This is a genomic window from Mesorhizobium sp. WSM4814 (assembly GCF_055811595.1).
Genome location: NZ_JBVVQT010000002.1, coordinates 564,235 through 577,348 on the forward strand (window position 1 = coordinate 564,235; position 13,114 = coordinate 577,348).

The 13,114-nt window shown below is 58.3% G+C and carries 13 protein-coding genes and 1 tRNA gene; 3 read left to right on the top strand and 11 right to left on the bottom strand.

Going from position 1 to position 13,114, the window contains the following annotated elements:
* Positions 1-26 precede the first annotated feature (26 nt).
* Complete coding sequence (locus tag AC0L2V_RS06060) at positions 27-1,247, bottom strand: septal ring lytic transglycosylase RlpA family protein (RefSeq protein ID WP_473507674.1); 1,221 nt, start codon at positions 1,245-1,247, stop codon at positions 27-29.
* A gap of 408 nt (positions 1,248-1,655) precedes the next feature.
* Between AC0L2V_RS06060 and AC0L2V_RS06065 the strand changes: the two genes are divergently transcribed.
* Positions 1,656-1,745, top strand: a tRNA-Ser gene (locus AC0L2V_RS06065).
* A gap of 433 nt (positions 1,746-2,178) precedes the next feature.
* Here the strand turns inward: AC0L2V_RS06065 and AC0L2V_RS06070 are convergent.
* The 6 genes from AC0L2V_RS06070 to AC0L2V_RS06095 all read right to left on the bottom strand — a co-directional run bounded on the left by AC0L2V_RS06070 (position 2,179) and on the right by AC0L2V_RS06095 (position 8,144).
* Positions 2,179-2,472: a hypothetical protein gene (locus AC0L2V_RS06070; protein WP_091591761.1), complete on the bottom strand. Its 294-nt coding sequence runs from the start codon at positions 2,470-2,472 to the stop codon at positions 2,179-2,181.
* A 449-nt stretch (positions 2,473-2,921) separates the two neighbouring features.
* Positions 2,922-3,722: an endonuclease/exonuclease/phosphatase family protein gene (locus tag AC0L2V_RS06075; RefSeq protein WP_287193318.1), complete on the bottom strand. Its 801-nt coding sequence runs from the start codon at positions 3,720-3,722 to the stop codon at positions 2,922-2,924.
* Between the two features lie 153 nt (positions 3,723-3,875).
* Positions 3,876-5,336 (bottom strand): phospholipase D-like domain-containing protein, encoded by a 1,461-nt coding sequence (locus AC0L2V_RS06080; RefSeq protein ID WP_473519657.1) that lies wholly within the window; start codon positions 5,334-5,336, stop codon positions 3,876-3,878.
* 141 nt (positions 5,337-5,477) lie between these two features.
* On the bottom strand, positions 5,478-5,696 hold the full coding sequence (locus tag AC0L2V_RS06085) for a DUF3072 domain-containing protein (RefSeq protein ID WP_091591041.1): 219 nt from the start codon (positions 5,694-5,696) through the stop codon (positions 5,478-5,480).
* A 146-nt stretch (positions 5,697-5,842) separates the two neighbouring features.
* Positions 5,843-6,517: an ATP-dependent DNA ligase gene (locus AC0L2V_RS06090; RefSeq protein WP_473507676.1), complete on the bottom strand. Its 675-nt coding sequence runs from the start codon at positions 6,515-6,517 to the stop codon at positions 5,843-5,845.
* A 484-nt stretch (positions 6,518-7,001) separates the two neighbouring features.
* Positions 7,002-8,144, bottom strand: a complete 1,143-nt coding sequence (locus AC0L2V_RS06095; protein ID WP_031255952.1) for a helix-turn-helix domain-containing protein — start codon at positions 8,142-8,144, stop codon at positions 7,002-7,004.
* Between the two features lie 229 nt (positions 8,145-8,373).
* On the opposite strand from AC0L2V_RS06095, the gene AC0L2V_RS06100 reads away from it, so the two are divergent.
* Positions 8,374-8,649 (top strand): hypothetical protein, encoded by a 276-nt coding sequence (locus AC0L2V_RS06100; protein ID WP_473519658.1) that lies wholly within the window; start codon positions 8,374-8,376, stop codon positions 8,647-8,649.
* A gap of 1,056 nt (positions 8,650-9,705) precedes the next feature.
* On the opposite strand, the gene AC0L2V_RS06105 is transcribed toward AC0L2V_RS06100, so the two are convergent.
* Positions 9,706-10,023, bottom strand: a complete 318-nt coding sequence (locus tag AC0L2V_RS06105) for a hypothetical protein (RefSeq protein WP_139172500.1) — start codon at positions 10,021-10,023, stop codon at positions 9,706-9,708.
* Positions 10,024-10,164: 141 nt separating this feature from the next.
* On the opposite strand from AC0L2V_RS06105, the gene AC0L2V_RS06110 reads away from it, so the two are divergent.
* Complete coding sequence (locus AC0L2V_RS06110) at positions 10,165-11,016, top strand: LysR family transcriptional regulator (RefSeq protein WP_027153958.1); 852 nt, start codon at positions 10,165-10,167, stop codon at positions 11,014-11,016.
* A gap of 14 nt (positions 11,017-11,030) precedes the next feature.
* Here AC0L2V_RS06110 and AC0L2V_RS06115 read toward each other — a convergent pair whose 3' ends face one another.
* The 3 genes from AC0L2V_RS06115 to AC0L2V_RS06125 all read right to left on the bottom strand — a co-directional run bounded on the left by AC0L2V_RS06115 (position 11,031) and on the right by AC0L2V_RS06125 (position 12,891).
* Positions 11,031-11,849 carry an ATP-binding protein gene (locus AC0L2V_RS06115; protein ID WP_473519659.1) on the bottom strand — a complete coding sequence of 273 codons (819 nt, stop codon included), beginning with the start codon at positions 11,847-11,849 and terminating at the stop codon, positions 11,031-11,033.
* A 107-nt stretch (positions 11,850-11,956) separates the two neighbouring features.
* Entirely contained in the window at positions 11,957-12,481 is a 525-nt protein-coding gene (locus tag AC0L2V_RS06120; RefSeq protein ID WP_473507679.1) for a plastocyanin/azurin family copper-binding protein, read from the bottom strand.
* Positions 12,478-12,891: a DUF5602 domain-containing protein gene (locus AC0L2V_RS06125; RefSeq protein WP_473507740.1), complete on the bottom strand. Its 414-nt coding sequence runs from the start codon at positions 12,889-12,891 to the stop codon at positions 12,478-12,480. The genes AC0L2V_RS06120 and AC0L2V_RS06125 overlap by 4 nt, the downstream gene beginning before the upstream one ends.
* Positions 12,892-13,114: the final 223 nt, after the last annotated feature.

Sequence of the window (13,114 nt, forward strand, 5' to 3'; positions counted from 1 at the left end):
CCGGCCAAAACTTCAAGTTTTGCCGGTCAATTCCGAACCACGAGCGCGTCCGGCGCGCCATGCGACCATGCCGCCTGCAGCATGTCGTCCAGGCTGCCATGGCCGTCCGGATAGAGATTGACCGAATACCAGTCCTTGCCCTCGAATTCCGAGCGCTGGATTTCGGTGTTGCCGAAGCCGGAAAGCTGGGTTGCCACCTGCTGCGCCTCGGCGGCATCCTCGAACGAGCCCGCCGCGATATAGTCGGTGGGCGAAGCGGCCGAAGGAACTTGCCGCTTCCACGATTGCAGGATTTCGGCGGGCCCGGCGCCATCCAGCGCGGCAAAGACAGTGGAGGCGCGCTGCACGCGTTCGCTCGCATAAGACAGCGTCGCTACCCTGAACGGCGATTGCGGCAGATTGATCTGCGGCCGTTCCGGCACGATCGGCCCGAAATCGGGCAGCGTCACGCTGCCGGCGGCCGGCGTCTGCGCCGCCACGACCGGCTGTGCCGATGCGGAATTCGTCAACTGACCGGGAAAGGCAGCGGCGGCGGCCAACGCCGTGCTCGGCGATGGTCCGTTCATGGCGATCATGACGCCGGTGGGCAGGCCGTCCGACGGATCCGGCGCCCTGTTGCCGGGATGGTAAGAGGCCATCAGATAGTGTTCGTCTTTGCCGTGAAGCGGCGCCCGTCCGACATATTCGACCTTCACCTTGGCCGTGCCGATATTGGCATAGTCGAGCATTTCGGCGGCGCGCTTCGACACATCGATGATGCGCCCCTCATGGTAAGGACCGCGATCGTTGACGCGCACGATGACCGAGCTGCCGGTCTTCAGATTGGTGACCCGCGCATAGCTCGGCAGCGGCATTGTCGGATGCGCGCCGGTCAGATGTGTCATGTCGTAGACTTCGCCGTTGGCGGTCAGCCTGCCGTGGAAGGCTTCGCCATACCAGGAGGCGAGACCCTTCTTGGCGTAGCGCTTGTCTTCCTTCGGATAATACCACTTGCCGCGCACTTGATAGGGCTTGCCGAGCTGATCGCGTCCGCCGCCACGCTGCAGGCCCGACATCTTGAAGCTAACGCGCGGGCTGGCTTTTACGCCATATTCGGATTCGGCAAAATATTCCTTGGAGCGAGGCTTCTTGTTGACCATTGCCTTTGGCTGTGGCGGCGCCGCGCAAGCCGCCAGCAAGGCAGCCGACAGGGCACACAACGCGAAAGCGGAAGCGCGACGAAGACGCGGGCGCGTCGTGCTTGGCATTTTTCGATTGTCCCCTCTCAACAAAGGCGCCGCAACTTGACCGTCGGCAGGGCCAAAACCTACCCGACAATGCCAGCGACACCTTGATTCGCAATCCCTTGTGCACAGGAATTGTTTATCACCGTATTAACCGATTATGGTCGGAACCGGGCGAGATTGTGGCACAAGCCGTCCCGGCGATCGCTGTGAGAAATCACGGCGTTTCGAGCTTCGGCGCAGCGCTGCTCGTCCTGCTCAAGCCCCGCCGTCAAGCACCCGTGCCCTGCCCCTGGCAGGAACCGGCAACAGCCGGTTGACAGGACTTCGTTGGGCGCACTAGAGCAATGAAGAGCGAACGATCTCCGAGGCGTGCCCACAGGGTACGCGTTGCGATCAGGACGAGCATCCAGGTGGTTGAAAAATCACGATGGAGGGATGGCCGAGCGGTTTAAGGCACCGGTCTTGAAAACCGGCGTGGGTGCAAGCCCACCGTGGGTTCGAATCCCACTCCCTCCGCCAACTGCCGTTGATTTATCTAAGTAATTTATCGATTTGCCAGAGTTACGCACTAATCTACGGACAGTGATTTGCAGGCCACCGATGAAATGCAGCCCAAGATGGACATATGCTGCTTCGTTAACCCGGACTAGGCTCCCGCAATTTGCGAGCCTCGTTCCGATCTTGGGTTATGCCGTAATCTGGGGAAACCAGTTCCAAGACTGGAACATGAGATTTGACTCTTTGGGGAGCACTTCTGGCTACTTCCGGTCGTGTCCCACCGCGTGGCGTAGGTCGGCGGTAGCGAAGCCGCTGGCGAGCGCGCCCTCAACAGCGCTGTGGCGAGCGAGCGGCGTAGCGGCGGTCATCGATGGTCGAGAAGATCCTGACCACGTATCTGCGGGAAAAGGGCTACCTGCCGAAAGGCGCAGCAGAATAGCTATGCTCGTCACCGTCAGCCGGGAGGAGTGTAGAGCGGCTCTCTGCATCGATGAACCAAGCACTGGCCATCGAGCGTCGGCACAAACCCTACCGCTGGGATTTCCGACCAGTCGCACGCATTGCTGTACCGGCGGACGTAGAGGGCATAGGTGTTCGGGCCGGTGGTCAGCACCGCCGAGCCATGGCTCTGGATTAGCGCCTGCGTCTGTTGGCAGGTCATGGCGCGGGTGTCCGGCCTGGCCTGGGCGAGGGTTGTGAAGGCAAGCGTGACCGCTGCCGAGGTCAACGCAATCCGGCGAATGGACATGACGAGACTCCCATGATGAGCCATTTGGTTGACAAACTCGCATGTCGCAGGGCAGCTGTGCAATGGCGGCCTCCAAATCGGAATTTCCGGACTGGAGCAAACCGCCCGCCCCGTGCGAATTGACGGCGTGCCGCTGGAGCCCGCAACCGAGGACGCTCTCAACGTGCCGGCGGTCACGGCCGGCAGCCTTGCAATTTGAGCAAACAAATAGCCCGACCAGGTCGTCATGCATCGAGCCGTGGTCACGGCGGAGCCTGTCAATCAGCGCCTGGATGTCGAGCTTCGTCGATCTGCAGCACATATTCACCAGCCAAGTGGAGCACGCCCCCGAAGGCTCGCCAGGCCCAGCGACCTCCTCCGCAACCAAAGCCGCTGGGCCGCCCCGCTCCGCCAGTCCGGCTAGAGCTTCCCTTTGAACCGATCTCCATTCATGGGGCTGGGCAGCACCATCACAGGCGAACGAATCCTATAAGCGGCAGATGATCGGAGGCGACCCGCGAAAGCGGCGTGTCATGGGCTTCGACGGATGAGATCATTCCGTGTCGGTTTGCCATGATCCGGTCGAGCGACAGCAGCGGCAGACTCGATGGAAAGGTGGGGACCGCCGGTGGCGCGGGACCGAAAGTCGTGTGCAGCGTATTCAGCGCGGAACGGTTTCCGAGTCGCCATTCGTTCAAATCGCCGAGCAGCAGTGTTGGTTTTTCGTCCGGTCTGTTCATGATTTCGAGCACGACACGGGCCTGTTCGGAGCGCGATCGGCGCAGCAAGCCGAGATGGGCTGCGATAATGCGCAGAGTTCGTTTCTCGTCCAGATCGATTTCGGCAACCAGGGCTCCGCGCGGCTCCAGCCCCGGGAGCTTTATCTGATGGACATTGCGAACGATGCCCCGTTTGAAAAGCAGAACGTTGCCGTGCCAGCCGTGTCCTTTGCCGTTTCCGGACACCGGCACCGGCACCAGGCCTGTTTCCAATTCGAGACGCAGCAGATCCAGAAGGCCGGCACGATCTCCAAAGCGATTGTCCGCTTCCTGCAACGCAATGACATCCGGGCCGATTTCCCGGATGACGCGACCGATTCGTTCGGGATCGAACTTTCTGTCGACGCCCACGCATTTGTGAACATTGTAAGATGCGACCAGAGTCCCCGCAGGGCGTGTCCCTTCGGACGGCGCAGCCTTCGCCTTCTGCTTCTTTCTGTCGCGAATGGATTTGAGCACACTTGCAGGAAAGCTCTGTCCAGTTCTTTGCATGAGTCTGCTGCTCGTCCTCACTACCTTCAAGACTTAGCTTTGTCTCACTCAAACAGGATCTGCAATCGCTGCTTCCTGCCCTGACGAGATGCGGCGCTCGAAAGGAGCGATGGCTGCGTCGCCCGAATTGCCTCGGGCAGAACGAGAAAGCCTCTAAAGGTAGGGCGATCCCAGCCACAACACTCGGTCGAACAGGCGGACGATGAATGGCCGGGCTCTCAAGGTTTCGATCGTTACAGACGTGGCGGAGGCGATTGCCGATCCGATCCGCGCTTCAATCTCCGCAGCAAAGCCTGCATCAAGAACCTCTACATCAATCTCAAAATTCAGCCGCAGGGACCGGGCGTCAAGATTGGAGGATCCTATAAAAGCCCAAACTCCATCGACCGACAGCAGCTTCGAATGATCGAACGAGCCCTGCGTGCGCCATACGCGGCAATAGTGCTTCAGGACCTGATCGAATTGCGCCGTCATCGCCCGGTCAACAAGGAAAAGATTGTTCATCGCCGGTACCACGATGTCGATCTCGACGCCTCGCCTGGCTGCGGTCGTCAGCGCGCTGATCAGTTCCCGATCCGGCAGGAAATAGGGCGACATGATGCGGATCGATTTGCGGGCGACGGAAAATGCCCCGATCAGCAAGTTGTGGTTCGTTTCGATGCTGGCATCCGGCCCGGATGCAACCGCCCGCGCCAGCATCGGTTGACCGGGAGCCGCGGGAAGCGCGGCCACTTGCCAGGTGTCGCCTTTCAGGAACTCGCCGCTCACGAAGCGCCAATCTTCGGCGGCAACCGAAAAAAGGTCGGCAACGACCGGCCCGGTGACCTGAAAATGCGTGTCCCTCGCGCTGGAGGAGCCGGCGAACTCGGCTGAGAATCCCTTTCGGATGTTCATCCCTCCGGTGAACGCAATCGTGCCGTCGACGACCAGGATCTTCCGGTGCGTTCTGAGGTTGGCGTAGGGAAGACGCAGGCCCATGACAATGTTGCCGTTGAAGAGGTCTGCCGGGATTCCCGCCTCTCGCAGGCGCCCAAGAATGCTGGGGACGGAGTAACGCGCCCCGACGGCATCGATCAGCACGCGAACGCTGACACCCCGCTGGACGGCTCGCGCGAGAGATTCCACGAAAAGCCGCCCGACATCGTCATTGTCGAAGATGTAGGTCTCGAGCAGGACAGTGCGTTGAGCGCCGTCAATCGCTCGGCACATTGCGGCATAGGCCTCGTCACCTGTCTCCAATATCGCAATCGCGTTTCCCGAGGTCAGGGCACGCCGGGCCACCCTGTCGCCCAATGTCTTCAGGCCGGTGAAGCGTTGGCCGTACCGCTCGGCAATCAGTTCCTCGGCGGCAAAGTTGCGCTCATGTTTTGCGGAAGCCGCCTCGCTGGAAAGGGGCCGCATGGCGCTGATCGTGGCACGACGGATGCGGTTTATGCCGGCAACGGCGTAGATGATCGCGCCGAGGAATGGCGACAGGAACATCACGCCGACCCAACCCGTGGCGGCGCGGACGTCTTCCTTCGTCATTATGGCGTGGACGATGCCGATGGCCGCCATCACCACCGAAATGATCGCGAGGACCTGGGGCCAATGAGTCAATAAGGTCTGCAACATCGCCAGGACTATCCAGCGAGCGGTTGCAGAACGCAATGCAACTCATCCCCGGGGTCAGACCACGGTAACAAACTGGACAGAGCCGCTGTCGGGTTCGATGGAACGGCCCCGTCGCCGGAGGCCAACAGCCACGAGCGGGCACTACAGGCCTAACTTCTCCCGGAGTGCATCGATGCGTTTAGAGGCTTCCGCCTTGCTGAGGCCGTCAGCATAGGCGTCAGGGTCGTCGGCCTGTTCGGCCAAAGTTTTCAAATAGGAGGCTTGTGCGGGGGTCATGGGATCATCTCCGCTGATCCAATCTTCCGGGTCCTTTTCGACATTTGCCGGTGCCTCGATTTTTGGGTTGTGCCGGTCACCCATGATCAATCTCCCTTGATGATCACCACAATGAGAATGATCATGATTTGTTCCGCCAGATTGGTATGCGCGTCGCGTCCGCCCGCGTAGGCCTCAAATCGGTGAGGACGCCCGTGAGCAGCGATCAGGGCATTGGAGCCGTGCCTGGCTCATAAACGACCCCCAACTCGGGAGTCGGCTTCTTCAAATTTTTTGGCCTTCAGCCATGTGCTCGACAGTCCGCTCCTGTAGCGGCTGTCGGCGCGCTTCGAGATAATTCCATTGAGCCCGATCTTCTCGACGGTGCGGAAGAGCGCCAGCGCGCTGCCCTCGAAATGCTCACTGTATTGGATCTTGCCGAGGCCAGGCTCAATCAGTTGCCACAGCGCCTGCTTGCGCTGCAGCAGCGGCAAGGAGCCTAGATCGTGGCCGTCGAGATGGAGGATATCGAACGCGACGAACACCAGCCGGCTCGGCTCGTTCCAGATCGCCGCTTCCAGCGCAGGGCAATCGAAAGCGCTCTGCTCGCCGGGAACAATGACTTCGCCGTCGAGAATGGCAGTCCGGCATGGCAGATCGACGGCTAGTGCGATGGGCCAGTATTTCGTGGTCCAGTCGCGGCCGTTCTTGTTGTAAAGACGCACACCGCCATTATCGATGATGATCTGGGTTCGATAGCCGTCGAGATTGGCCTCGTGGACCCAGCCCTCACCTTCAGGCGGCCGCTCGACCCGAGTCGGGATCTGCGGCGGAAGAAACTCCAGCCGGCCGCCAACGACCTTGGCACGCTTACTCAATGACGCCACCTTTGACCGCGCAGCGGCGGCTATCGGCACAGGCAGCACGACATCTCCCCAACATGATGCCTGCCACCTGTGCCGAGCCCCCGCCAAGCCGCCGAGCCCCCGCCAAGCATTGCAAGCATCTACGCACGAAGCCGATCTGTCGTTAGCTTTGCATCCTAATACTTATCCCGGCGTACATATCTTGCCCGGCGCGGCGCTCTTGCACCGTTCCCGACCGGCTAATTGCTGTCCGGGATCGCCGCCAGCCTACGCAGCCCTTTGCTGGTGAGATAATCCGGGCTAGAGCGGTTCGTCATTTCAAGGAACCGCAGAACCGCTCTATCTCTTTGTTTCTTGACTTGGCAAACATACGACTCGCGGTCTCAACAAGTGTCTTATGCTGCGTAGTTGCAATGTATGCTCCGCTGTGATGCGCGGCGACATCGATGAACAGTTGGTCGATAAATCGGGAATTGGCTATAATTGATGGCGCGGTGGACGCGACACGAAAATATTCTGGTCCATGAGCTTCCCGATCCTGTACTCAGCTTCCGAGCGCTTTGAGCCAATGTTCAAAGGAAGAGGCCTCCTCGTGTCCGGCATGCGAAACAGAGTGGGCGGGGCGCGGTAACACCACGGAGCTTCGGACTTCGCGGGGGCTGTAGCCGAATTCCTTGCTAAAAGCTCGGCTGAAATTAGCCGCTGAACTAAACCCGACGGCTTCGGCAATATTAACAATGCGCCGGCTGTCCGCCGGATTGCTAAGCGCAACATGGGCTGCCAGAAGTCGGCGACTTTGTATGTAGTGGAGAACACCACCGCTCGGTTCGAACAACTGATAAAGACGAGAGCGCGAGACGCCGAGCGCCCGGCACATTGAATCCGGCGTCAGATGAGCCGCATCCAGATTGTTGTGGACGTATCGACGGGCTCGCTCCATCAGCGCGACACTCACCAATTGTTCGGTGGCCGCGGCATGTTCCGCCGGGGGCGAGAGGCAGGCAATGATCATGCTGCGTGTTGCGTGCACGATGCGGGGCAGATCGTCAACCGTGAGACTGCGCAGTCTTGCTTCGATGTTCTTGAGGTAGTCGAGCAAAAGGTTGGCAAAGTTGCCGGACAGAATTGAATTATTCTTTGCGTCCAGGGTTGCCGCCGCATCGGCGAACAAATCACGCGGCAAATAGAGAAAGAGACTTTGGGATTCCGTTGCCCTCCCCCGAAACGGGTAGCCAAGCGATCTAATCTCCAATTTGCCCGGCTGGTTTTCCGCTACGCGGCGATCGACCTCCGTCCACGACCGGCCAGTATGCGGCAAAGCGATATACCAGTGATCGATCGAGCTGGACCGAAGCTTCGCAGCAGAACGCATATAACTATGTGCCGGTGCGCGCTGTTGAACGATCAGCATGCCGCCGAGGTTCCAAGCCGTGTGGTCGGCGGGAAAGCCATCGTCGAGCGATTTGTCATCCGGCAACTTGATCTCGACAAGCGGAGCCATATGCGCCTGCCAAGCGACGAATTGATCTTCTGGCGCCAGTTCGAGCGTCGAAAAGGGCAAAGGTTCGAGCGCCGGCGCAAGTGACGGGGCAGCCTCATTGTAAGGCTGAGCTTCGCGCGGCCAACGACGTCGATCGCGCTCAAGCGCCTGCCTCGCAAGCGCCTTGTCCTGCCTCTTAGCGTCCATCGCGTAGTGCCGTATCCGATTCCGGTATGCCCATCGCCACCGCAATCATGTGGTGTATCACAGCCATCTGGCAAGACCAGCTGAACGCGAGTCCACAGAGGGCTATCACACTGGGTTACAGCAAGAAATGCATTCCGAGATAAGTTTCTGGATGCGACGATAACGACACTCTTCAACGTGGTGCGTATAGAGTCTGGCACGGTGAAAGCGTAGTTGAGGAGGCAACGAAATGAACGCAAACCTCAAAACAGAAGCTCGTCGCAAGATAATTCTTGATGGATATTTTAATAACGAACCTTTGAAAGATATTGCAGCCAAGGTCGGATGCTCACTGGCGAGTTTGAAAGTCACCGCCAGTAGACTCGGTTGCACACGAACTCCGAAAGAGGCGGCGGAATTTCGGCGAGGATTTCATGTCCCAGAACAAAAATTGCGGGATTACCGCCAACTTATGATTGCTGGACAGTATAGATCTCGCGAGTGCGCCCTGATTTGGGACTATTGAAAGACCAATTATCGGTCAGCGAGTAAACTTATTCCAATCACGCCTCAGCGGTTCATCGACAAAAAAAGTCCGCCTCAATCACTGGCAACAGGCCCTGAAAGGTTCGCACAGATGCTGCGTCGGCGTTTCAATCGCACCTGCCTCAGCCCTCATGATCTGGCTATTTGCGAACGCGTGTTCGATCAGGTTTGCGCAGATGAACACATGGACTCTTCAAGCCGGGATGCCGAGGCCTTAGCGGTGGCGATTGTCGCAATCTTCCGAAACATTACTACCAAGGAGCGCGAACTGCTGGATGAATTGAGGTCTCTTCGTCTCTCAAAGGGCGCAGAGAAGGCGCACTAGCTTGGCGGCTTTCCCTGACGAATTGTTCGCGTTAGCACAGCCGGATTCGCATCTGCATTGCCCCATTGAGTCCCGCCAGAGTGTAGCCACAGCGCTTGCGAAGGAGATGGAAATGGGTTTAGCCCAAGACTTGTCTGATGTTGCGCTCACATTCGATTGTCCGAATTGCTCGCATCCGGCGGTAAGGAAGGGCTCTGCGCTAAGAACGATCGCGCACTTCAGATGCGACGGGTGCAACGCCAAGGTACGGATCACCTATCCGCAGAAGCTAGCGATCTTCGAAAAGTACAGGCTATTAGCCGCCCAAGGGGCATTGCGATAAGACGATCCGGAAACGCGTCGCCAATGGCGGTGACGCGGACCAGCTGCAAAAGGTCGATGCCCTAGTGGGTCTCGCTAAAGAAATGGCCCACCGGCAACTGGCCGGGTTAGAAAGCCCGGCAGATAAAGCGTGGTCGTGGTTGTGGTCGTGGAGGTCTCGCCCGAAGTTCCGCTCGTCGTCTGGGCAAAGGAAAGGCCGGCGGAAAGCGCCAACACGGCCGAGGTCAAAACGATTCGTTTCGTATTCCTTTCTCCTGTCTTAAGCGCACGACGCGCTCACAAACCAGCATGCGGACAGAAGGAATGTTCCACTGATGGGGCTCACCCTCGGAATCGTTCCGCGTGCCAGTGGATCTTGCCGTCAGGCCGGCGTGATCGTGAGATCCTCGCTTACTCGAACATGATCCGAGAGGTTCCTCTTTCTGCGATCGACATTCTCCGAGCTTCTTGGATCCGCTCGGCCTGTTGTTTGGTATAGGGACCCATCGGCCGGGTCTTTTCATGGCCGCGGCGAACCCGACAGTACCAGTGGCCGCTGTCAGAGAAGATCTCAACCGAGGTCGGTGCATCGTTGGCCGCCGCCTTGGCGACCTCGCTGATGAATTTCACGACCTTTGAATGGTGCCGGGCGGGTGCAACCGTGCGCAAACCACTGGTGACGCTAAGTTCCTGCTGCACTGGGGACATGGTCGAACTCCTGTCGGTCATTTGCTTGCGCTCCCTCCCACCGGCGCTGCGCAGCATTCAGCGCAGAGCTGGGTGGATAATCTCGAAGCCTATTGCTCTGACTAGCTATCTAGCAAACGAAATTGATTGACATTTAAACGCAATTTTTATGCTATATGTTTTATGGACATTGAACTCGCCCGGACTTTCATCGAGATCGTTTCGACAGGGAGTTTCATTCGGGCATCGGAGCGCTTGAATGTCGCCCAGACGACCGTAAGCGCACGGATTCGCAACCTCGAGCAGCAATTGGGCCGCGCGCTTTTTGTTCGCCACAAAGGCGGAGCTTCTCTCACCCCGGCCGGTGAGCAATTTCTGCGCCACGCGCCGATGTTCGTCCAACTATGGCAACGCACCCTTCACCAGGTTGCCGTGCCCCCGGGACGTCGAGCTGTTCTGACGGTCGGCAGCGAAGTCAGCCTAGCGCAACCTCTTCTGCTCGATTGGGTCCGATGGATGCGCGGGTCGCTTCAGGATATTGCACTTCGAGTACACGTCGATGTGCCGAAGGATTTGATCAATCAGGTTGCGTCAGGAATGGTCGACTTGGCTATCATGTACGCGCCCCCCCACAGACCGGGTTTGAAGATCGATCTGCTTCTGGAGGAAAAACTCGTCCTCGTGACGACCAATTCCGAAGCGCGCCTCCTGGACGAATCCGATTATGTTTATATGGATTGGGGGCCGGATTTTGAACTTCACCACGGGATGAATTTCCCGAGTGCTGCGCCGGATCTTTCTTTCGATCTCGGTCCGCTCGCACTGAGCTATGTTCTTGCGACTGGCGGCTCCGGATATTTCAGGATGAGTTCTGTGCGGCCTCACATGGAGGCCGGCCGGCTGCACCTTGTGCCTGAAATGCCGCAGTTCTCCTATCCGGTTTACGCGGTGCAATCCGCAAGTGCGGACGAGAGCGTGGTAGGTCCCGCCCTGGCAGGATTGCATTCCGTCGCGAGCGCCGACATCAAATTGTAGGAGTTGTTGGGCGTCTAAAGGTCCGCTTGGATTGACGGGAACAGAAGGTCGACCGTTGTTCCAATCCCTCGCTCACTCTTTATCCGGATCCGACCACCAACCATTTGCGCCAATGCCTGCACTTGCAACATCCCTATCCCGGTGCCCTTCTCACCCTTCGTCGTGAAGAAAGGATCGAACACCTTTCGCAAGACTTCCGGAGCCATGCCGCAACCACCGTCCTTGACGCGAACGCATGCGTAGGTTTCGGGCCCGGGCAGGTCAGGCGTCGGGGCCGGCTGCACCAATCGCTCAGTGGTGACGCGGATCTCCCCGCCACTTGGCATCGCATCTCGTGCGTTCATTACGAGATTAAGCACTGCAGAGTCGAACAGCGCCGGGTCGATCAAGCAGTTCGGGATATCGGAACCAAGCTCCAGCTTGACGCGGACATCGGGGCCTGCGCCATATCTCAGGAAAGGCTCAAAAGACCTGAGGAATTCATTCAAATTGCCAGCGTGGATTTCGAGTTCCTGATGTTTTGCGAAGGCCAGTACCAGTGACGTCAGTTCGATACCTCGATCGATTCCCTGCCGCGCTGCAGCAATGTAGGTCCTCACGCTTTCGGGCTCCTCGGCTCTTATTTCGGCAAGCCTCAGGCCGGATCCGATGACTGCCAGGAGGTTTCTGAAATCATGGGCAATACCGCCAGTCATCTCGCCTAAGGCGGCAAGCCGATGTGTGGCACGCTCACGTTGTTGGGCTGCAGCCCGAGCACCGGGAGGCATATCTACCGGACGCTCGTCGCGCTTCGCTCGTGTTTCATTATCGTATGGAAACGCGCTGCCGGTCATGATGGTCGCCCCTATCGATCATTGACGACAAACAGGAAACTCGGGCTCCCATTCGCATCGTCGTTTGGGTTCTCCTGTTGCTGGTGTCATGCATCCTGCACGTATGCCTAGGCGCGCCGCACGATCCTTTTCGTCATGATGTCTTCGACCATCGGAAAGGCCTTGACGGCCTCTTCCGGTAGGTCTCCCTTCGCTCCGGTTAGCTCCGTCCAGTCATGCGCCTCGGGCTCGCCGACGACGATACGACCGACCATTCCAGCATGCTCATGCGGAATGCAGTAATAATCATAGACCCCCTGCTCGGTGAAAGTAACCGAAAAGCTTTCGTTGGGCAGTAGATAGTCAGAATCCCAAGATTTTGCCGCTTTGGGCATGCGGAGCGGCCGCTCGAAGTTTGTGGGATTGTATGCCGTCGTCGTGTGCGAATTGCCGGGATTGAGATTGGTCCAACGGATCGTCTGTCCTGGTTTGATCAGGATGCCTATCGGGTCGAACCAGACGTGTGAACCGTCGTCGCGCCCTTGCATCTTGACTTCGATCATCTCGCCACCCAACACGGCCAGAGAAGAGAGGGAAAGGGCGGCGGCGAGCCCGCCGCCAGCGCCCAGTATCTCACGACGCGTCAGTGTCATTTGGCGACCTGTGCCTCGTCAGCCGCTGAAACATGCCACAGCACGACATGGACATGCGGCTCTTCTACCCCCGGATGGCCGGCATTGTAGTAGACGTCCACATGGTCGACATTGCCGCCGGGTGAAGCGAGGTCGTCAAAACGCTTGTCCGGATTGAGGTCTTTGATCGGCAGCATGTAAATCGTGCTGACAAGCTCGCCATCGTGGTCATAGGCAAAGAATGGTCCGGCAGGCAATGTCGTCGGATCGACGAAAAGTTGGCCCATGCCCGGCAGGAAGTCGGGCAGTTTCACAAGCTTGCTGACCTGTTCGTAAGGAGCGGCTGGCGGAGCTTTGGTGACCTCATTCGCCGCCATGGCGCAAAGCGAACTGCCCACTGTCAAGGCAACTGCGAGGACGAGTTTTTTCATCACGGCATCTCCTGGTTGAAATAAAAATTGCAACGGCTGAAGATCTGGAAGTCCGTCTAAAAATTCGATCTTCACTTTCTGACACGGCATGTTCGCGCCCAGCTAGCAAGCAGGAGACTGTTCTGTTCGTCAAACGAAAATAACTGGCATTTAAAAGCATTATTTCTGCTAGTCAGGCCCGTACCTGTTTTGCTTGATTTTCAAAAAATCTACCATTACCTCT

Bases quoted from the DNA above. Each gene is read 5' to 3' on its own strand.
- AC0L2V_RS06105 (WP_139172500.1), bottom strand. From the start codon at position 10,023: ATGACCGACAGGAGTTCGACCATGTCCCCAGTGCAGCAGGAACTTAGC.
- AC0L2V_RS06075 (WP_287193318.1), bottom strand. From the start codon at position 3,722: ATGCAAAGAACTGGACAGAGCTTTCCTGCAAGTGTGCTCAAATCCATT.
- AC0L2V_RS06125 (WP_473507740.1), bottom strand. From the start codon at position 12,891: ATGAAAAAACTCGTCCTCGCAGTTGCCTTGACAGTGGGCAGTTCGCTT.
- AC0L2V_RS06070 (WP_091591761.1), bottom strand. From the start codon at position 2,472: ATGTCCATTCGCCGGATTGCGTTGACCTCGGCAGCGGTCACGCTTGCC.
- AC0L2V_RS06110 (WP_027153958.1), top strand. From the start codon at position 10,165: ATGGACATTGAACTCGCCCGGACTTTCATCGAGATCGTTTCGACAGGG.
- AC0L2V_RS06100 (WP_473519658.1), top strand. From the start codon at position 8,374: ATGAACGCAAACCTCAAAACAGAAGCTCGTCGCAAGATAATTCTTGAT.
- AC0L2V_RS06085 (WP_091591041.1), bottom strand. From the start codon at position 5,696: ATGGGTGACCGGCACAACCCAAAAATCGAGGCACCGGCAAATGTCGAA.
- AC0L2V_RS06060 (WP_473507674.1), bottom strand. From the start codon at position 1,247: ATGCCAAGCACGACGCGCCCGCGTCTTCGTCGCGCTTCCGCTTTCGCG.
- AC0L2V_RS06120 (WP_473507679.1), bottom strand. From the start codon at position 12,481: ATGACACTGACGCGTCGTGAGATACTGGGCGCTGGCGGCGGGCTCGCC.
- AC0L2V_RS06095 (WP_031255952.1), bottom strand. From the start codon at position 8,144: ATGGACGCTAAGAGGCAGGACAAGGCGCTTGCGAGGCAGGCGCTTGAG.
- AC0L2V_RS06080 (WP_473519657.1), bottom strand. From the start codon at position 5,336: ATGTTGCAGACCTTATTGACTCATTGGCCCCAGGTCCTCGCGATCATT.
- AC0L2V_RS06115 (WP_473519659.1), bottom strand. From the start codon at position 11,849: ATGACCGGCAGCGCGTTTCCATACGATAATGAAACACGAGCGAAGCGC.